General features: G+C 66.5%; 17 protein-coding genes and 1 pseudogene. 5 read left to right on the top strand and 13 right to left on the bottom strand.

The window, feature by feature from the left end:
- Window positions 1-242: 242 nt before the first annotated feature.
- Both ACFWUP_RS27715 and ACFWUP_RS27710 read left to right on the top strand, forming a co-directional pair.
- Window positions 243-1406 (top strand): AI-2E family transporter, encoded by a 1164-nt coding sequence (locus ACFWUP_RS27715; protein ID WP_379238912.1) that lies wholly within the window; start codon window positions 243-245, stop codon window positions 1404-1406.
- A gap of 7 nt (window positions 1407-1413) precedes the next feature.
- On the top strand, window positions 1414-2145 hold the full coding sequence (locus ACFWUP_RS27710; RefSeq protein ID WP_379238911.1) for a ZIP family metal transporter: 732 nt from the start codon (window positions 1414-1416) through the stop codon (window positions 2143-2145).
- On the opposite strand, the gene ACFWUP_RS27705 is transcribed toward ACFWUP_RS27710, so the two are convergent.
- Complete coding sequence (locus ACFWUP_RS27705) at window positions 2135-3412, bottom strand: hypothetical protein (protein ID WP_379238910.1); 1278 nt, start codon at window positions 3410-3412, stop codon at window positions 2135-2137. The two genes, ACFWUP_RS27710 and ACFWUP_RS27705, sit on opposite strands and share 11 nt — an antisense overlap.
- Window positions 3413-3508: 96 nt before the next feature.
- Between ACFWUP_RS27705 and ACFWUP_RS27700 the strand changes: the two genes are divergently transcribed.
- Entirely contained in the window at window positions 3509-4051 is a 543-nt protein-coding gene (locus ACFWUP_RS27700; protein ID WP_379238909.1) for a TetR/AcrR family transcriptional regulator, read from the top strand.
- A 150-nt stretch (window positions 4052-4201) separates the two neighbouring features.
- Here the strand turns inward: ACFWUP_RS27700 and ACFWUP_RS27695 are convergent.
- From ACFWUP_RS27695 to aceA, 8 genes and pseudogenes are all read right to left on the bottom strand, one after another.
- Window positions 4202-4600: pseudogene (locus ACFWUP_RS27695) on the bottom strand (VOC family protein); the annotation flags it as partial.
- Between the two features lie 9 nt (window positions 4601-4609).
- The gene (locus tag ACFWUP_RS27690) at window positions 4610-7708 is read right to left on the bottom strand and encodes an ATP-binding protein (protein ID WP_379238908.1); all 3099 of its coding nucleotides are present in this window, start codon (window positions 7706-7708) and stop codon (window positions 4610-4612) included.
- The gene (locus tag ACFWUP_RS27685; RefSeq protein WP_379238907.1) at window positions 7705-8301 is read right to left on the bottom strand and encodes a hypothetical protein; all 597 of its coding nucleotides are present in this window, start codon (window positions 8299-8301) and stop codon (window positions 7705-7707) included. The genes ACFWUP_RS27690 and ACFWUP_RS27685 overlap by 4 nt, the downstream gene beginning before the upstream one ends.
- A gap of 28 nt (window positions 8302-8329) precedes the next feature.
- The gene (locus tag ACFWUP_RS27680; RefSeq protein ID WP_379238906.1) at window positions 8330-9466 is read right to left on the bottom strand and encodes a hypothetical protein; all 1137 of its coding nucleotides are present in this window, start codon (window positions 9464-9466) and stop codon (window positions 8330-8332) included.
- A gap of 5 nt (window positions 9467-9471) precedes the next feature.
- On the bottom strand, window positions 9472-9975 hold the full coding sequence (locus ACFWUP_RS27675) for a DUF4365 domain-containing protein (RefSeq protein ID WP_379238905.1): 504 nt from the start codon (window positions 9973-9975) through the stop codon (window positions 9472-9474).
- Between the two features lie 164 nt (window positions 9976-10139).
- A complete protein-coding gene (metE, locus tag ACFWUP_RS27670; protein WP_379238904.1) occupies window positions 10140-12464 on the bottom strand; it encodes a 5-methyltetrahydropteroyltriglutamate--homocysteine S-methyltransferase in 2325 nt (774 codons plus the stop codon).
- A 190-nt stretch (window positions 12465-12654) separates the two neighbouring features.
- Window positions 12655-13524 (bottom strand): 3-hydroxybutyryl-CoA dehydrogenase, encoded by an 870-nt coding sequence (locus ACFWUP_RS27665; RefSeq protein WP_379238903.1) that lies wholly within the window; start codon window positions 13522-13524, stop codon window positions 12655-12657.
- Window positions 13525-13694: 170 nt separating this feature from the next.
- Complete coding sequence (gene aceA, locus ACFWUP_RS27660) at window positions 13695-14984, bottom strand: isocitrate lyase (RefSeq protein WP_378709799.1); 1290 nt, start codon at window positions 14982-14984, stop codon at window positions 13695-13697.
- Window positions 14985-15542: 558 nt separating this feature from the next.
- Here aceA and ACFWUP_RS27655 point away from each other — a divergent pair.
- A complete protein-coding gene (locus ACFWUP_RS27655; protein ID WP_379238902.1) occupies window positions 15543-16688 on the top strand; it encodes a lipase family protein in 1146 nt (381 codons plus the stop codon).
- A gap of 165 nt (window positions 16689-16853) precedes the next feature.
- The gene (locus tag ACFWUP_RS27650; RefSeq protein WP_379238901.1) at window positions 16854-17141 is read left to right on the top strand and encodes a hypothetical protein; all 288 of its coding nucleotides are present in this window, start codon (window positions 16854-16856) and stop codon (window positions 17139-17141) included.
- A 22-nt stretch (window positions 17142-17163) separates the two neighbouring features.
- Here ACFWUP_RS27650 and ACFWUP_RS27645 read toward each other — a convergent pair whose 3' ends face one another.
- The 4 genes from ACFWUP_RS27645 to alc are packed head-to-tail and all read right to left on the bottom strand — an operon-like array spanning window position 17164 to window position 19798.
- Window positions 17164-17577, bottom strand: a complete 414-nt coding sequence (locus ACFWUP_RS27645) for a DNA-binding protein (RefSeq protein WP_379238900.1) — start codon at window positions 17575-17577, stop codon at window positions 17164-17166.
- The gene (locus ACFWUP_RS27640; protein ID WP_379238899.1) at window positions 17559-17843 is read right to left on the bottom strand and encodes a hypothetical protein; all 285 of its coding nucleotides are present in this window, start codon (window positions 17841-17843) and stop codon (window positions 17559-17561) included. Before ACFWUP_RS27640 ends, ACFWUP_RS27645 begins: the two co-directional genes overlap by 19 nt.
- 60 nt (window positions 17844-17903) lie before the next feature.
- The gene (puuE, locus tag ACFWUP_RS27635; protein WP_379238898.1) at window positions 17904-18821 is read right to left on the bottom strand and encodes an allantoinase PuuE; all 918 of its coding nucleotides are present in this window, start codon (window positions 18819-18821) and stop codon (window positions 17904-17906) included.
- Window positions 18818-19798 (bottom strand): allantoicase, encoded by a 981-nt coding sequence (gene alc / locus ACFWUP_RS27630; protein ID WP_379238897.1) that lies wholly within the window; start codon window positions 19796-19798, stop codon window positions 18818-18820. The genes puuE and alc overlap by 4 nt, the downstream gene beginning before the upstream one ends.
- Window positions 19799-19822: the final 24 nt, after the last annotated feature.

The raw sequence follows: 19822 nt of genomic DNA, 5'->3' as shown, positions 1-19822 counted from the left end.
GTTGCTGGAGGCTTCGCCTCGACGCAACGGCGGCTAACTCGCGGCCGGGCCGCTACCGCCGCTGCGCGGCGGGACCCTCCTCGGGGTCGGGTCGTGGTGGTTGGGGATGCGGTTATGCCGGAAACCGAAGCAGGGTCGCTACCCCGTGCGCGACGGAACCTCGCCGAAGTCGAGGTGTGTGGGGCTGACTGTTATGCGCGCCGTGGCGTCTATGTTCGCCGGATCTCGGTAGCGTGAGGTTCGTGGTTGCCCAGGACGAATCCGCTGAACCCGCCGCGCAGTCCGCCGACCTGCCCGCGTTCTGGTCGGTGCGGACACCGCCGCGGTGGCTGCCGCGCGCATTGTTGTACGCGGTGCTCGCGGTTGCCGGGCTGATCGCGGCGTTCTGGATACTGGGCAAGATGCAGGGTCTGCTGACCGTGCTGCTGGTGTCGCTGTTCCTGGCGTTCGCGATCGAGCCTGCGGTGAATTGGCTTGCGGCGCGCGGTGTTCGGCGCGGGGCGGGCACGGGCGTGGTGTTTCTGCTGGTACTGGTGCTGATCGTCGCGTTCGTGTGGACGCTCGGCGCACTGCTCGTCAACCAGGTGACCATGCTGGTGAAGAACGCCCCAGACTACGTCCAAGACCTCGTCAACTGGGTGAATTCGACCTTCCACCAGGATATTTCGGGCGCCGACCTGACCAAGTACGCCTCGGAGTGGAGTTCCACGATCGAGAAGTACCTGGTGGGGCTGGCCGGAAACGTCTGGGGCATCGGCACTGTCGCGATCGGCGCGCTGTTCCAGTTGCTCGGGGTGCTGCTGTTCACGTTCTACTTCGCCGCCGACGGCCCGCGTTTCCGCTCCTGGGTGTGTTCGCTGCTGCCGCCGCGACAGCAGAAGCATGTGCTGCGGGCCTGGGACATCGCGGTCGAGAAGACCGGCGGCTACATCTATTCGCGCGCCCTGCTCGCCCTGTGCTCGGCGATCGCGCATTACGTGGCGTTGCGGGTGCTCGATGTGCCCTCGGCGTTCGCGTTGGCGCTGTGGGTCGGTGTTGTCTCCCAGTTCATCCCGACCGTCGGCACGTACATGGCGGGCGCGCTGCCGGTGCTGGTGGCGCTGGTGCACGACCCGATCACCGCGCTGTGGATTCTGCTGTTCATCGTGGCCTACCAGCAGTTCGAGAACTACGTCCTGCAGCCGCGCATCACCGCCACCACCCTCGACATGCACCCGGCGGTGGCCTTCGGGGCGGTGATCGCGGGCGCCGCATTACTCGGGCCGACCGGCGCCCTCCTCGCGATCCCGGTCACCGCCACCCTGCAGGGTTTCGCGGGCGCCTACGTGCGGCGCTACGAAGTCACCGAAGAGGCCGACGCACCACCGGCGCGGAAAAAGAAGCGCAAGAAGTCCTCCGACGGATAGGCGGCTCATGGCGATCCTGTTGTCCCTGGTGTCGATGGTGTCGACGCTGTTCGGCGGTTTCGTCGCCATGCGGATCGGCGACCGCAAACACCTGGTGCTCGGCTTGGCCGCGGGCGTGATGTTCGGTGTGGTCGCGTTCGACCTGATCCCCGAGGCACTGGAGCAGACCGACGGCATGTTCCGCGGCATCCCGTATGTGCTGATCGCCGCGGTCCTCGGCTTCCTCAGCCTGCACGTCCTCGAACGCGCGGCCGCCATCCACCGCGGCCACGAAGCGGAATTCGGCACGCACAAACACGGTTTCGAGTCGGTCGGACTACTCGCCGCGGGCGGGCTGATCTTCCACAGCACCCTCGACGGTTTCGGCATCGGCCTCGGCTACCAGGCGGGCGCGGCGGTCGGCATGTCGGTCGCGATCGCCGTCATCTGCCACGACTTCGCCGACGGTTTCAACACTTTCACCATCCCCACCCTCTACGGCAACGCACGCAAACGCGCCCTCATCCTGCTCGGCCTCGACGCCATCGCCCCCGTCGTCGGCGCCGTTCTCGGCACCCTGATCCACGTCCCCGAAAACTGGATCGGCCTCTACATGGGCTACTTCGCCGGCTTCCTGCTCTACCTAGCCACCGCCGACATCCTCCCCGAAGCCCACGCGGGCCACCCCTCCCGCCTCACCCTCCTCTACACCCTCCTCGGCGTAGCGGCCATGTTCGCCGTAGCCGCCCTCAGCCACTGATGGTCTGCAACAGCTCGACCAGGGTCAGCCGCAGCTTCTCCATCTGTGTCCGGCTGTGGTGCGCGGTGTCGTATTCGAGCTGAAGGGTCAGGCGGCCACCGATGGTGAAGGCAGTGAGTTTGGGCGGCATGCCGGGACCCATGGCGTAGACGTCGTCGCGGACGAAGGCGAGGTCGTCGGGGATCGAATGTGGTGGCAGTTTGCCGACATTGGAGATCGCGACGGTGGGCGGTGCACTGAGCAGCGCGGCGGTTTCCTCGTTCACGAGCTGGGCCGCCAGGGGGAACAGGGCGGGTTCGCGGCGGTCGAGGCCGGCGCGCAGGCCGGTCTCGACCAGCCGGGCCAGCTCCAGCTGGTCGGCTTCGTCGGAAGCGGCCACCAAAGTTCCTGCCCCGGAAGCGAAGTTGACGATCGTGTGGGCGGGCACCGGCGGATCGACCTCGCCCCGTACATCTACGGCGAACCCGCAGAACATCGGCACCACGCCCGCGTCGGGAAACCGAGTTCGGATGGCGGCCAAGGCCGTACCGCTGATCACACTGTTCACCGACAGCCCGCGCGTGCGCGCCACCGCCACGAGTTCAGCGGTCTCCTCGGCGGACAATTCGATGCGCTGCATCGCGTATCTTTCGACCGAATCGCCCCCGTCGCGCGGCAGCGTGCGCGGTGCGTCCGACGGACTCATCGCCGCCGCACCCGCCTGCACCATCGCCAACCACGCCTCGGCATCGGTACTCGAAACCACCTCGGCCAGGCGAACATCCATAGCTTCCGGCAGCCGCTCGACCGAATCCAGCTCCGGCACAGCGATTCCCATCGCGTGCGCGGTGTAGTGCTGCCACATCTGCCCGAGCAACGCGAATCCCGATCTGCCATCAGCGATTCCGTGATGCACCACCAACACGATCTGCTGACGCAACCCCACCCGCAGCAGATACCCGCGAAACAACCCTTCGCTCCAGTCCTGCGGCGCGTTGACCAGCGCGTGATACGCAGCCTCCCCACCTTCGACGATCTCGAGCCGAGGCCGGAATTCGTCATCACAGACGAAATACCCCACCCCGTCCTCGGTCACCACCCGGCTCCGTAGCAGCGGATGCGCCGCCGCGAGCTCACCGAGCACCCGCCGCAGCACCACCGAGTCGACGGTGCCGTGCACGGTGGTGCCGAGAAACAACGGCATCCCGCCCGTCGGCACACTGCCGACGCTCGTACCGGTGCCGAAGAAGCTAAATTCGAACGGGGAGATACGTCGCCGAGAGGTCATACTCGAAAGATACATCCGTTTCAAACACTTGTCACTGACGTTTGTTTGAAACCGATGTCACAAACACCTGTACACCCCACTTGCTATCGTGCCGAGGTGGGAACCCGCGAAGACCTCCTCGACGCCGCCAAGCAGTGCCTGGCCACCCGCGGCTACGCCCGCACCACCGTCCGCGACATCGTCGCCGCCTCCGGCACCAACCTCGCCGCCATCAACTACCACTTCGGCACCCGAGACAAGCTCCTCCAACAGGCGATGCTCGAATCCAGCGCGGCGGCGGTAACCCAAATCCTCGAGGCCCTCCCCGCCCCCGACCCCTCAGATCCCACCGCCCGCCTCGAAGCCTTCTGGCAAAGCCTGATCACCTCGTTCACCGACAACCCACCCCTCTGGCACGCCAACGCCGAATCCCTCAACCAGGCCCTCCACTCCCCCGAACTCCGCACCGAACTGGCCGCCGCCCAACACCGAGCCCGCCACGCCCTCACCGAAGCCTTCGGCAACGGCAACCCCACCGTCGGCGCCCTCCTCCAAACAATGATCAGCGGCCTACTCCTCCAATGGCTCATAGACCCCGAATCCGCCCCAACCCCCACCGAACTCACCGCAGGCGCCCGCGCCCTCCTCCCCCGCCCCTGACCAATCCCCGTGCACGTTGCGTCAGCGGTTTCGCTGCAGCGGCTCCGCGGGGGTGTCGTCGTAGAGATCTAGATCTTCCGAGACTCGGGTCAGTTCAGACAGGCCCGCAGCACGTTCGGCTCGTCGAAGCTCGCGAAAGGTCAGTCCCCGCTGAGGCACCAGCATCACAATCCATCCATCAGGGTCAGGAAAAGCCACGCCCCCGGTAGCAGCCCAGTAAGGGTTCTCAGCCTCCACCGGCTCGACCCCGAACACTCCGAGCCGCCGCACCACATCCCCCATCGCCGCCTCCCCCGCGAAGTAGAGCACCAACAGATTCTCCGCACTCGGCGCCGCCCCCGGACTGCCGTCGACATGACTGGTGAATTCCAAGTGATAGTCGGCGCCAGGCAGGCCGACCATCACGCCGTCATACCCGGCATGATTGTCGAACCGTGCCAGCTCACGCAGCCCGAGCCCGTCGACGTAGAACCGCACCACCTCATCCAGCCGGTCGGTGGGCCGCGCGATCCGCACTTGCGCGACAGGAAGGGAGTCCGGCCAGGTCATGGAACCAGGCTATTCCTCTTCCCGTCGCGCCCGTTCGAGGACTTCAGCCTCGGTGGGCGGGCTGGCGGGGTGGTGGGTCAGGCACAGTGGCGTCGCGAGTTTGCGGAACGCGCGGCCCTCGGTCGCGCCGTAGAACTGGCCGGTTTTCAGGCGGCCGATATCGTCGACGTTGCCGCCCCACGTGGCGGCGATGCCCTTGGCCGCCTGGATCTGCACCGCGGTGCCCAGCTTGCCGAAGAACTGGACCGCGGTATTGCCGACTACCTTGTTGTCCAACCCTTTCGGCGCTTGCGTGGCGTACGCGATGCCCAGGCCGTACTTTCGCGCCTGCGCCGCGAGCATCAGCGTGCTCGCGCTAGCCGGTGTGCTCTTGCCCGAGGGGGCGAGCATCTGCGCTTCGTCCAGGACGAGCAGCGCGCCGAGGGGACGGTCGCCCGCGGGATGTGTTTTGAAGTAGGTGAACAGGGCGACCTGTAGCTGGCTGACGAAGGTGGCGCGCTGGTCGGGGTCGGGCAGACCGACACAGCTGACCACCGAAACTCGCGCCTTCTTGCCGGGCGCGGGTGTCAGCAGTACGCCCGGATCGAGAGGTTCGCCATCGCCGCCGAACAGCGGATCGTTGATCATGGAAACCGTGAGTCCGTCAGCCATTTCGGCCGCGAGACCTGCGGCGTTGCGCACGCGGCTGACCCCGTCGGGCAGCTCGGCGAGCAGGTCGATGAGACCCGTCAGTTTCGTCTCGCCCGAACGGGCGAAGTGGGTGAGCGTCTGCAACAGCACCGCGCGCGCCTGCGCCGATTTCGTCCGCGCGATTCCCGACCGCGCGAGCAGGTCGCCCGCGGCCACCTCCACCGCGGTCCGCAGTTCATCCGGGTCGTCGAGCACCGCCGCGAAATCCGGGAGCGGATTCAGGATGAGGGGACGACCGGCCTGCCTGCGCGGGGTCCACACGACCACATCGGTCTCGGCCAGATACCGCTCGGCCTTCTCCGCGTCACCCGGCCGCCACGCTGCCGGCGCCTGCTGCCACGCGTCGCCCAGGCGCGACAGGTCATTGTTGACATCGAGCACGATCACCGAAACACCGTGCAGTGCCACCTCTTCCACGAGCCGACGCAACAGCACCGTCTTGCCCGAGCCACTGCTGGCGAACAGCACGAGATGCTTGCGCAACAGCTCGAGCGGAATGACGAACTCGCGATCATCGCCGAGCCCACGACCGAGCACGACCGTCGGCTCGTCGGAGCCTTGGATCGGTCGCTCGTTCCCGGAATCGGGGCGATCGTCGCTGACAGACTTCGATACTTCAGGCGAAGATCCTTGCGCGGCAGCGGGTTCGGGCAGGTCGCCGAACACCCGCTGGAACAACTGTGTGTTCCCGGCAGGCGCACAGTGCACCAACCACGCGTCGAACCCCGGCTTCGCCTGGGCGAGCATCTGCTGCAGCGCGGTGAACGTTCGCAGATCATCGTGCGAGATGGGCAGTGTGGCGCCGTCCACGGCGTGCAGATCGTCCAGCATCGCAGCGGTCTTGGGCCCCTTCGAGAACGCGATATTGCGCAGGATCGTCAGATGACGTGTGCCACTGGATTCTTCGATGCCGGATTCGATCACCGCTGACCGCATCCGCGACTGCACGGCCAGGTGATGCGTGTGCCCGATGGCCCGAAAGCTCCAGTGTTCCTGATCCTCCAGCACCGGATCGATGGTGCGCAGTAGTCGGGCGTGCAGGGCGCGCCCGGTGGCAGTGGCCGAGTCGATGCTCAGATCGTCGCGGTCTCGTTGCTCCAGCACGAAGCATTGCAGAGCCGCCTTGAGCAGCCCGACCATGACCTCGTCCTCCCTGCCGGGATCCAGCGGCGTGGAAATGTCGGCGGCATCGCGCAAGGCCGTGAAGTGGTCGTCGAATCCGCTCGAGTCAACCAGTGGCACGGCGATGGTCGGCTCGGCGCCGTTCCCGATGTCGGCGAAGTCGGCGAGCTCACGAATCTCGCCTCGCCGCAGGCAATCCCGCACGTGCTCGGCAACCAGTTGCAGCAATCGGCGTGGGGTACAGCGGGTCACATCGGTAGCGTCGAAGGCGCTCGCCGCGATCGGCCAGGTCGGATACGACGGTGTGAAGTCGACCTCGTCGTACTGGACCGCCAGGTGACCGGCGACAACTGCCGTCGCCACGGGAGCGCCGGGGAGCGCGGTTTCCAGATACAACTCGGTGAATCGGTCGGCTGCCGAGGAAAGCCCCTGGTCCTTCAGGTACTGCCAAGTGGTGGGGATGCAGGCGGCGACGATGATCGTGCGCACCGTTTCTTCCCGCAGCTTCATCAAGCTGTCGGCGTGATGCGCCGTCCGCGACCCACCCGCGGACGCGGAATCGGCCATGACCGCATCGATCTGGTCGAGCGCGATCACCACCGGTCCCGCCGCACCGAACAGCCTGATCAGATCATGGAAGATCAACTGCGCGTTGCGGCTACCGCGCCGGAACCCCCATTCCCTGGCGACGTCCTGATCGAGTGGGTCGCGCAGGATGAGGAAGCTGTCGCCCACATCGAGCAACGAACCGCCGGCCCGGAACAGCACCAGAGCGCGCAAGGTGTCTTGGCATTCGTAGACCAGTTGCGGTTCCGGAACGGCCAGGTCGGCCAGAAACTGTGCGATGTCCTCGGGCTTGGGCCGCATCGGCCCGGCGATTCGCGCGGTGCGCTCGCGATCGTATCCGGCCAGCGCCGCGAGGGCGACCAGCATGCGGCGCAACTGCCCACCGTCGGCGTCGATCAACCGGTTCATCACGCCGTGAACAGCACCGTCCCAGAACGATTCACCGTCGATCAGCTTCGGCATGAAGAAGAATCCGCCCTGGTCCTGGACGTACTGCCGAATCCAGCCGAGCAGGTGCGTCTTCCCGACGCCGGGATCACCGTTGAGAATGAACCCCGTCGGCGACATATCGGGCCGATCCTTCGCCAGACCGATCGCCCTGGCGATCTCCGCCGACGCCGCCCGATGCAGATCCTCGACGTGGTAACTCTGTGGCCGCCAGATCGAGTCCGGGCCGAGTGCGGTGCTGAACTGCACCCGCGCGAGCGCGCGATATTCCTGCTCGTTCACCGCACCGCCTCGACGGTGAGCAGGTGCCGAGGGGTACCACCCAGCACGATCGCCGACGCGTGGTCGTCCTCGGTCAACGTCTTGCGGTCGGCTTCTGCCCGCACGTGCACGCCGTCTCGGTCGGCGAGCCGTGCCATCGCATCCGAGAAGTCGGCGGGTGGAATGTGCGGCAGCCTGTTACGCAGTTCGGCGAGGCGGACCTGGTCCGGTTTGCCCTTGGTGATCTCGGTGTACTTCCGCAGGATCTGGCCTGCCACATCGGGTACGAAGACATCGGTGAGCAGTTGTCCTGATGTCTCGAGATGCCGGTGCAGCCCAGCGAGTACGGCGTACAGGGCGCCTGCGTAGTGGGAACCGGCCTTGTCCGGGCGTGGGCGGGCGAGCTCGGCGGCGCACCACTGCGCGCCCTTCTCGGTGAGTTCGTGTACCAGCGCGCGACCGACCTTCTCGCTGTCGACCAGCCCCAGCTCGTTGAGCCGACGCCGCGGTGTGCCGTCGAGCGTCACCCCGGCCACCGCGAGTAGGTCGGCGTTGGTGAGTTCGCGTGCCTCCGCCAACAGCGTCAGCAACACGGCAAGTTCTCGTGGACTCATCTGTTCCGACATTGTTCGATCCGTTCTCTCACGATCCGTCGCCTTCGATGACGGTGAATCCGTTTTCGGAAATCTGCAGGTCACGTTTTCCGTCGAAGGTTCCGGTAGCGCGGACCCTGACTTCGGAGCTGTGTGCCGCAAGAGCTTTCGTGTACTCGTCGGCGGTGCGCAGCCGCACCGTGATGCGTCGTTGCCGCCCGGTGCTCGTCCCGTCGACCGAGAGCACGCCCCGCACGATCGCTTTCAGACCACCGTCTTTGTCCAGCCCGACCACCACCCCGACGATCACCGCGGACCGCTCGGCGCGGGGCAGCTCTACCCGATACTCCCCGCCGAGCAGCTCCTGGTCCGGCCGGTCCGTAGTGGGCAGTTCAGCAGGGTGCGGCGGTTCGAGTCGGTCGGTGAATATCCGCGACTCCCCGGATGCGTCGCGCAGTTGCGGCAGGCGCGAGACGGTCGCACGGGAGAACTCGACCGCGACATCCGGTCGGCGAACCTGCCGTGACCAGCGAAAACTCAACTCGAACCGCATGGCGCCGTGATCGGCGGACCCGAGGGCACCGAAAGCCTCGACGGTTTCATACCGGATCTCCCGCGCCAGCCCGAACCCCGCCGGCCCCTCCCCGCGAGCGGCCTCCTGCATGGTCGCCGCGACGTCGAGCAGGCGCACCGCGGAGCTGCGGCCGAGCCGCGATCCGGGTCCTGAGAGGAATACGTCGTAACCGAACACCTCGCGATGTGGCAACAGGGTGGTGCTGTCCAGCATTTCCGCGACGGCGAGCTCGCGCATCGACGACTTCCGGATCTCACGGTCCGCGACCTGGCGCGCGCACGCGACGATCAACGTGTGCAAAGCCGCCAACGCCGCGGTGCCCGCCTCGAGGGAGACCTCCGAATCGCCGTCACCCGCGCGATACCCGACGACGTCGACCCCACCGGAAACGATGTCGCGCACAACCACTTCCGGCTCCCGCTGCTCGAAATCCGCGACGCAGCGAACCAGCGCCCGCATGCGCGCCGCGAAGTCCGCCGCCTGAACGCCGGGCACGAGCACATCGAATTCACCGTGCGACCAGACTCGGCCGTTTCGCCACGGCACCTGAGGCGCCCAGCCCTGGGCCTGCAGGTATCCGACCACCTCATCGAAGCGAGGTTGTTCGACCATGGCGTCTACCCCGGCGATCCGGCGACGAGCGTGGCCAACGCCGCGACATCGAGGATATTGCTCACCGGAATCCGCACCGATACTTTACGTTTGGCGTCGTCGACGGCGAACCGATCCCGGTCGCGCAGGGAGAGGAAGTAACCCGCGTGCCGCAGCATCAACGCGCCGGTGACGGAATCGGTGAAACGGTCGACGGACGCGGGCACGTGAACGGCGAAAAGGTAACGCGGAACCGCGAAATCAGCGCCGGCCAGCTGGTTGAACTGGGTATGGCTGAGCCCGCCGAAGATCAACTGACCCTGCCGGTACTTCGGCCGCGACACGGTTTTGATCTGCACTTCGATCTGCGGCGAGTACCCGTATCTCGTCCGCCCCGGCTGCTTGATGGTCAGGTCGACCCCGTCGACATCGATGTCATCGGTCGACCACACGAGCCCGGCCGCCGAGGCGAGCACGCGAATGTAGTCGTGTCCGAATTTGCCCTGATGGTGATGCGGATCGAGCACCACGCCGCCTCCTGACCCCACGCTATCGCCGCGAACTGTAGTCGCTGACTCCCAGATATGCTGCGATTCAGTCGATTTCGCGTTTATCAGAGCTCGAACGGGGTAGAGCGGCCTACCGAACACAAAAGGGCGCACCGGAAACCGGTGCGCCCCTGAGGATCGTTCGTTTACTCCGCGGAAGCGGATGCTTCCAGCGCAGCCAGTGCCCGTCGGCGGACCCGGCGGGCCGCGGCGACCATGTTCCGCAACGACGGCTCGAGCTGCCAGTAGTGGCGCGTCTTGAGCCCACCGTCCGGATTCGCCCACAACCGTTGCGGCGTAACAGCATTCGCCGCCTGGGTGAGCAGTGCGTCGAACTCGTCGATGTCGGGGATGCGGGCCGAGCGGCTCTCGTAGACGCCGGGGCCGACGCCGTGGGTGAGGCCGTGGCCCGAGGAGAGGTCTTCGGTGAGGGCTTCGATGACCCATTCGATCGAGCGGGTGGCCACGATCGCGGTGACGTCGGCGTCGAGTTGGTCGATCGCGTCGACCACCTCGGTGCGGCCGGAATAGCCGATGTGGGTGTGGATCTGGGTGTCGGGGCGCACGCCGGAGGTGGCGAGTTTGAAGGCGCCGACGGCCCAGCGCAGGTACTCCTCGCGGCCGTGGGGGCGGGCGGGGAGGAGTTCGCGGATGGCGGGTTCGTCGACCTGGATGATCGCGATGCCTGCCTTTTCGAGGTCGACCACTTCGTCCCGAATGGCAAGTGCCACTTGGTCAGCCGTTTCGTAGAGCGGCTGGTCCTGGCGGACGAACGAGCGCGCCAGCATGGTGACCGGTCCGGTGACCATGCCCTTGACCGGCTTGTCGGTCAGCGACTGCGCGTAGGCGGTCCACTCCACCGACATCGGGGCGGGCCGGGCGACGTCGCCGTAGACGATCGGCGGTCGCACACAACGGGATCCGTACACCTGCACCCAGCCGAAGCGGGTGGTGGCGAAGCCGTCGAGCTGTTCGGCGAAGAACTGGATCATGTCGTTGCGTTCGTGCTCACCGTGCACGAACACGTCGAGGCCGATGTCTTCCTGCAGCCGGATCGTGGCTTCGATCTCGGCTTCGACCAGCTTGCGGTAGTCGTCGTCGGACAGGCGGCCCGAACCGACCTCGTACCTGGCCTGGCGCAGCTTGGCGCTCTGCGGGAACGAGCCCAACGTGGTGGCCGGCACCAGCGGCAGGTTCAACCGCTCCTGCTGCGCGGCGGCGCGCACGTCGTAGGGCGCGCGCTCGCGCATCTCGGGCGTCACCGCGTACACCCGCTGACGCACCGCGTGCTTCTGCTTGAAGTGCACCTCGGTCGGGCGCTTGCGCCAGTTCTCCGACGGCCCCTCGGTGAGCGCCTTGGCGAGCGAAACGACCTCGCCCACCTTCTGTTTCGCGAAGGCGAGCCGGTCGGCGACATTGCCTTCGATGTCGTATTCGGAGAGCACGTCGTAGGGCACGTGCAGCAGCGTGGTGCCGGTCGACACCACCAGGTCGGGGCACACCTCGGCGATCGAGTTCAGGTAGTTCAGCGTGACGAAACGGTCTGCGCGCCACACGTTCTGACCGCTGATGACACCGGCGTAGATCCGCTTGCGCTTGATCCCCGGGATCGCCGCCAGCTCCTCCGGCTGCATCCGGTACGAGGCCAGGTCGAGGCCGATCGCCTCGACATTGCTCGCGGCCAGAATCCGCAGGGCCTCACCGAAATCGCCGTACTGCCCGGTGACCAGGATGCGCGGGCGCAGCGGCGCCTTCGACAGCTGGGTGTAGGCCTTCTCGAACGCGGCCAGCTCGGCGGGCGTGCGCTCGCCGGTGAAGCAGGGTTCGTCGAGCTGCACGCAGGTCGACCCGCGCTTGGCGAGGATCGAGAACAGCTCCTCGTAGAACGGCAGCAGCTGGTCGAGCAGGCTCAGCGTGTCGAATTCGGTCTCGCCCGGCACCTGCCCGGCCTTCGACAGCAGCAGCAGCGACACCGGCCCCAGCACCACCGGGCGCAGCTCGATCCCGCGCTGCGCGGCCCGGTCCCACTCGTCGAGCAGGGCCTCGGGGTGCAGCGAGAACGTGGTGTCGGCGTCGAGTTCGGGCTGCCGGTAGTGGTAGTTGGTGCCGAAGAAACGCACCAGTTCGAGCGGCGGGGTGTCCGGGTTGCCGCGCGCCATCAAGAAGTAGAAATCCAGGGGGTCCAGACCCTCCTGGAACTGCTTGAATCGCGACGGCACCGCACCGAACAGCAGCGCGTTGTCGAGGATGTGATCGTAGAAGGAGAAGGTGTTGCCCGGCACCTGCGTGAGTCCGGTGGCGGCCAGTTCGTTGAACTGACGCTCCTGGATATCGCGGCCTACCTGCAGCAGTTCCTCGCGTTCCATCGATCCGCGCCAGTACGACTCGAGCGCACGCTTGAGCTCTCGGTGCGGACCGATCCTCGGGTATCCGAGAACGCTCGACCCGAATCCATCGGTGACGTTGACCATGACCGCCGATACTCCCTTTCGATCACACGCTGCGCTCGACATAACACCGGATGCGCGAGCGCGTCCGGCTACAGCAGCTTAGGCCGCAACCCCGGCCCTTCGCCGTTCCCCCTGCAAACACCCAGTAAAAGGCCGAAGGCCACCGGCATCGCGTCGCAGCTGATGTCGGTGGCCTCCGGTGAGCAAACTCTTATTTGCCGTACTGGTAGAAACCGGCTCCGGTCTTCTTGCCGAGCAAACCGGCTTCGACCATGCGCATCAGCAGCGGCGGCGCGGAGTACAGCGGCTCCTTGAACTCGGAGTACATCGAGTCCGCGATCGACTTCACCGTGTCGAGGCCGACGAGGTCGGTCAGCGCCAGCGGGCCCATCGGGTGCGCACAGCCGAGCACCATCGCCTTGTCGACGTCATCCTTGGTGGCGAAGCCCGACTCGACCATGCGAATGGCCGACAGCAGGTACGGCACCAGCAGTGCGTTGACGACGAAACCGGAGCGGTCCGCCGAGCGCACGATCTGCTTGCCGAGGATCTCGGCGGCGAACTGCTCGGCCCGCTTGGCGACCGGCTCGCTCGTCTTCAGGGTGGTGACCAGCTCGACCAGCGGCAGCACCGGCACCGGGTTGAAGAAGTGCAGGCCGACCACGCGCTCGGGGTTGGCGGTGGCGACGGCGATCTTCATGATCGGGATCGAGGAGGTGTTGGAGGCGAGCACGGCGTTCGGGTCGGTGACGACCTTGTCCAGCTCGGCGAAGATGGCCGTCTTGACCTCTTCGTTCTCGACAACGGCCTCGACCACCAGCTGACGGTCGGCGAAGTCGCTGAGATCGGAGGTGAAGCGCAGCCGCCATGCGGCCTGCTCCCGCTCGCGCTCGGTGATCTTGCCACTGCTCACACCACGATCCAGCGAACGCAGGATGCGTGCGCGACCCGCGGCAGCGAGTTCACGGGTGGTCTCGTAGACGAGGACATCGACATGCGCGCGTGCGCACACTTCGGCGATACCAGCGCCCATTTGTCCGGCGCCGATGATGCCAACGCGCTGAATCTTCTCGCTGCTCACGTTCCGCTCCTGTACTTTTTGGCGGCTGGCGCCGGGTTTGCGACCCACAATATAGGGATGCCCTCCCCTGTCGGGGCTGATCGACAGGGGAGGGCGTGCCGGGAGGCGAAGCCTCCACACCCCTACTACTGCAGAGGAATTGTGTTGCTAGTCAAAGCAACACGGGCGGATCAGTGGAACTGACCCTCTTCGGTGGAGCCCTTCAGGGCGGCGGTCGACGTGTTGGGGTCGACGGTGGTGGCGATGGTGTCGAAGTAGCCGGCACCGACCTCACGCTGGTGCTTGATGGCGGTGAAGCCACGCTCGGCAGCAGCCTTGAACTCGCGCTCCTGCAGGTCGACGAACGCGGTCATGCCCTCGCGAGCGTAGCCGTGCGCCAGGTCGAACATGCCGTAGTTGAGCGAGTGGAAGCCCGCCAGGGTGATGAACTGGAACTTGAAGCCCATCGCGCCGAGCTCACGCTGGAACTTCGCGATGGTCGCGTCGTCCAGGTGCTGCTTCCAGTTGAAGGAAGGCGAGCAGTTGTAGGCCAGCAGCTGGTCCGGGAACTCGCTGCGCACCGACTCGGCGAACTTGCGGGCGACCTCGAGATCGGGGATACCGGTCTCCATCCAGATGAGGTCGGCGAAGGGGGCGTAGGCCTTGGCACGCGCGATGCAGGGCTCGATGCCGTTCTTCACACCGAAGAAGCCCTCGGCGGTACGGGTGCCGTCCAGGAACTCACGGTCGCGCTCGTCCACATCGGAGGTGATGAGGGTGGCGGCCTCGGCGTCGGTGCGGGCGATGATCACCGACGGCACGTCGGCGACATCAGCAGCGAGCCGGGCAGACGTCAGAGTGCGGATGTGCTGCTGGGTGGGGATCAGCACCTTGCCACCGAGGTGGCCGCACTTCTTCTCCGAAGCCAGCTGGTCTTCCCAGTGCACACCGGCGGCGCCGGCCACGATCATGGCCTTCTGCAGCTCGTAGGCGTTCAGGGCGCCACCGAAGCCGGCCTCGGCGTCGGCCACGATCGGGGCGAGCCAGTTCTTGACGGACTCGTCGCCTTCGACCTTGGAGATCTCGTCGGCGCGCGACAGGGCGTTGTTGATGCGACGCACGACCGCGGGAACCGAGTTCGCCGGGTACAGCGACTGGTCCGGGTAGGTGTGGCCGGACAGGTTGGCGTCACCGGCGACCTGCCAACCGGACAGGTAGATGGCCTTCAGGCCGGCGCGAACCTGCTGCACGGCCTGGTTGCCGGTGAGGGCGCCCAGCGAGTTGATGTAGTCCTCGTTGTTCACGAGGTCCCACAGGATCTCCGAACCGCGACGGGCGAGGGTGTGCTCCTCGACGACGTTGCCCTGCAGCTTGGAAACCTGCTCGGCGGAGTAGGTGCGGGTCAGGCCCTTCCAACGCGGGTTGGTGTCCCAATCCTGCTGGATTTCCGCTGCGGTCTTCGGGGTGCCGGGGAGAGACATCTCTTGACTCCACTTCCTCGTGTGGTCGGTGCGCCACGCAGTCGGCGTGCGAATCAACCGGCGGCTGAACGCTTTCGGTTGCACATCTCGTACTGCTGGCGCAATTTGCAGGCTTGCTAGGACTTACTAGGGCCCAAGGGGTGTACTTCCAAACAATGGCACACCCAGAAATGGCCGTCTACCTGTTGGTTGTGTGAATCTCAGCTAGTTTTGCCGACGCGTTTGCTAACTTTGCGAAATTAGCGGGCTGATTGCAAGCGTTCGGTCTACCGATGGGTAGTGCTGACCAGGAGTTTTAGCATAACGCTCGTACTGTTAGCGATCATCGGCCGGGCCGGCTCCGACACTCCCGAGCCTTCCAGTGTGTGAGTCGTTTCACACACCACGCCGGACACGAATGATGTGCGTGTCGTCACTCGATTCGGTCACGGGCCACGTCGCCCCCCAGAAGTGGGTGCACCGCAGGGCGTGCGAGACACTCGTCCACCGAGACGACAGGATGCCGCGCGCCACCGTCGCGTCCTGGACGGTCGTCCGCGAAGACGAAAGAGTGGGTCCATGAGGATTTCGAGGATCGCAGCGGCAGCGCTGACCATGACGGCGGCAGCCATGAGCCTGGTGCCCGCGGCGAGCGCGCAACCGGCCGAAGCGGCGGGCACCGCCATCGGCGTCGAGTCACTGTCCACCACCGCGACCCCGCCCGGTTCGGCCCGCGCCGAGCGCCTGCTCTACCGATCGACCACCGCGAACGACCAGCCGACCACCACCAGCGCCGCCGTCTACTTCCCCGCCGGCGAGGCGCCAGAAGGCGGCTGGCCGGTGATCGCGTGGGCGCACGGCACCGTCGGCCTCGGTGACGACTGCGCCTACAGCGTGGCCGGACCCGCCGCCGTCGACCGCGACTGGGCCTACCTCGGCGCCTGGCTGAACCAGGGCTACGTGATCGTCGCCGCCGACTACGCGGGCCTCGGCGGACCCGGCGAACACCCGTACCTCAACGGCATCGCCGAAGCGCACAACGTGGTCGACGCCGTGAAAGCCGCGACCGCGCAGTACTCGTCGCTGTCGAACAAGTGGGCCGTGGTCGGCCAGTCCCAGGGCGCGGGCGCCGCGGTGTTCACCGCCCGCTACGCCACCGAATTCGGCGGCCCCGCCCTGGATTACCGCGGCGGAGTCGGCACCGGCGTCCCCGCCTACATCGAAGACGTCATCAGCCTGCTCGGCCCCGGCATGCCGCCCATCCACGTGAGCTCCCACCTCACCGCCTACGTCCTCTACATCCTCAGCGGCCTGCGCACCACCTACCCAGACCTGAACATCGACGCCATGCTCACCGACACCGGCCGCACCTGGCTGGCCCGCGCCCAAACCGCCTGCATCGGCCCCCTCGGCGACGAACTGGCCACCGCGAAACCCCCGATCGGCAGTCTGTTCGCCCGCCCCCTGGCCTCGATCCCCAACGCCCACGCCCTGCTCGCCGACTACATGGGCCTACCCGAATCCGGCTACGACCGCCCCCTCTTCCTGGCCCAGGGGCTGAAGGACACCGACGTGGTAACCCCCGAAACCCTGCGCTACGCCGCCGTCCTCGAGGCCAACCGCGAGCCCGTCACCTTCCGCACCTACCCCACCGACCACGACGGCACCGTGAATGCCTCCCTGGTCGACTCGGCCCCCTTCGTCCGGTCCCTGTTCGCCGAATAGGCGCCGAGAGCGCTCCCCCGGCGTAATCACGCAAAACGCAACCGTTCAGTCAGAAAACTGATTCTCGAGCGCCGTTCTGCGTGATTATGCCGGACTGACCGCGGTGCACCGACCGCAGCAAACAGACTGGGCAACAGCGGCATTCGAGTACGTACAGTCGCTGACGTGAGAATCATTCGATCCGCCGCCGTGGCCGCCTTCGCCCTCCTGCTCGCCCCCGCCTTCGCGCACGCCGACCCGCCGCCGATCTTCACCCAGGAAGAGCAGTGCGAAACCACGCGCGCCCTGGTCGACAACGTCCGCGCGAGCAAGCCCAACGCCACCCCGGAGGAAATCGCCGACGCCTTCGTCAACTACATGGACTCCATCGGCGCCTACAACCGCGTCCCCCAGGCCAAGGAATCCGACCGCCAGGTAACCCTCACCAACATCGAACGCTGCGGCCTGGCTTAGACATCACCGAATGCTGGGTCGACTACACCGACACCAGCCGGACGCGGTCGCCGCAGAGTTTCGTCATGTCGTCTATGTCGGAGGTCAGCATGACCACCGGGCGATGCTGCTCCAACGCAGCGCCCGCGACCACGGCATCGACGGCGTACTTGCGGCCATGCAGGCCGACGTCGATCAGGTTCTTGGACGCTTTGCGCGCGTCCTGCTCACCGACCGGAAGCGCGCGCAGCCCGGACAGCACCCAGTTCAAGCGGGAATTGTTCGTTCGGGCATGGACGGCCTCGATGATGGTGAGCACACTGATGACCACCTCCATGCCCCGCGTTCGGGCTTCAGCGACCAGCGCGACGACCCGCTCCTCGTCCGCGAGTAACCCGGCGAGCCCTTCGCTGTCGAGGACGAGGGTCCCCGCATGACTCAGCCCGCGGCGGGCCATGTGCCCTCCTCGGCGAACACGTCGTCGAAAACCTGCCGGGCATCCAGCCGGGCCTGCTCGGAGATCGGACCGTTGCGGCTCTCATAGTCGGTCAGGTATTCGTCGAGGATCAGGCCACGCAACTCCCTTTCCACCGCCGAGGCGATGAACCCGGAGAACTCCCGATTGCCCACCCGCGCCCGAATGGCCTCCGTGGTCCCGGCAGGCAACGACAGGCTCACCCGCGTAGCCGGGCCTTCCCCGATTCCGTGTGTCGGTTCGGTCATGGACACCAGTTTGTCAAACGAGTAGGAAAACCGCCAGGCACTGGACGGAATCCTGTGGGCTCAGTCCAGCGCCCGTATCCCCGCCGGATGAACTTTGCGCCAGTGTTCGGCGATGTCGATGCGGCGGGTTATCCAGACGTGGTCGTGGGATTGGACGTGGTCGAGGAAGCGTTCGAGGGCGGCTACGCGGGCGGGGCGGCCTGCGATGCGGCAGTGCAGGCCTACCGACAGCATTTTCGGGGCGCCTTCGGTGCCTTCGCGGTAGAGGACGTCGAAGGCGTCGCGGAGGTGGGCGTAGAACTCGTCGCCGTTGGCGAAGCCTGCCGGGGAGGCGAAGCGCATGTCGTTGGTGTCGAGGGTGTACGGGACGACCAGGTGGTTCTGGCCGTTGACCTCGGTCCAGTAGGGGAGGTCGTCGGCGTAGGAGTCGGAGTCGTAGACGAAACCGCCGTGTTCGACGACCAGTTCGCGGGTGCGGGGTGAGTCGCGGCCGGTGTACCAGCCGAGGGGGGCGGCGCCGGTCAGCTCGGTGAGGATGCGCACGGCCTCGGCCATGTCGGTCCGTTCGACTTCTTCCTCGACCAGCTGATAGGACTTCCACCGCAGCCCGTGGCTGGCGATCTCATAGCCGAGCTCCGAAAACGCCGCTACCGCTTCGGGATTGCGCTGCATGGCACGAGCCACCGCGAAAATGGTGAGCGGCAGACCGCGTCGTTCGAATGCGCGCAGCACCCGCCACAGCCCGGCACGCGAACCGTATTCGTAGAGCGATTCCATACTCATGTGCCGGTTCGGGAAGGGGTCGGCGGGAGTCATCTCGGAGAGGAAGGTTTCCGAATGCGCCGACCCGTCGAGGACGTTGTTCTCCCCGCCCTCTTCGTAATTCAGCACGAACTGCACGGCGATCCGCGCACCGTCGGGCCATTGCGGATCGGGCGGAGTCGGGCCGTAGCCGATGAAATCACGCGCCCCGGTCATGCGGACAACTCGCCGTAGAGGCGCAGCCGGGCGAGCCCACCGTCGGGGTAGATGTCGAGACGTACTTCTTCCACCGAGGCGGCCGCCGGGGTCAGCACGAAACGGTGGCGGGTGTCCGGGAGCAGGTCGGTGCGCGCCATCAACTCGACTTCTGTTCCGTCGCTGGTGAATCCGGTCAGCGAGGCCGAGCCCGGACTGTTGCCGAGGAAGCAGGACGTGTCGATCTCGGCGAGGCTGATCGCACCGGGACCTGCCAATCTGATTCGCACCCAGTCGTTTCCGTCGTCACGGCGGCGAGCGGTCTCCCAGCCATCGCCCATTTCCCTGGCCAGGCCGGGGTAGAGCAGCTGGTTCGGCGAGCTGTAGAAGCGGTTGGAGCAGTCGAGCACGATGGCGCCGTTTTCCAGTGCGGCCAGGTCGAGCGGGCCGAGGCCGAGCAGGGCGGGGTCGGGGCGGCCTTCACCGTGCACGCGCAGGCGGGCGACGCCGCCGTCGGGGTGCATGGTGAGTTTCACATGGGTCCAGCGGTTTTCGTCGTCGACCTCGAAAGGATTGCGGCAGTCACCGCCCACCTTCACCCGGTCGAGCAGGGTCACCCAGTCCGTGCGGGCGGCGATCTCCTCGGCGGGCGGGTAGCCCTCGATCGCGAGCGCCGACAGCGACACCTCGGGTGGGTAGTTGCCCTTGAACCAGGCGGTGTCCACCACGACGCCACGGATCACGCCGGGTACACCGAGCCGGACGATCGCCGAATCGTCACCGGGCTTGCCGCGATGCCTGCGGGTCTCCCAGCCGTCGTAGACCTGACCCTTATGACCGAAGGTCGACGGCTGGTACTGCGACGGACCGGGGTTGACCAGGTTTTCCTTCTCCGCGAAGAACTCGTCGTCGGCCCAGATCACCGACCCGCCGAGCGCTCGGACCGCCAGATCGGGGAGCGACGTGAAGTCGTCGCCGCCGAGATACCTGCTCACCATGTCTCCTCTGCCTCGGGTGCCGCG

Source organism: Nocardia sp. NPDC058658 (genome assembly GCF_042716665.1).
GTDB lineage: Bacteria > Actinomycetota > Actinomycetes > Mycobacteriales > Mycobacteriaceae > Nocardia.
The sequence above is the reverse complement of the archived record's forward strand: the minus strand, read 5'-3'. Positions and strand labels throughout refer to the sequence as shown.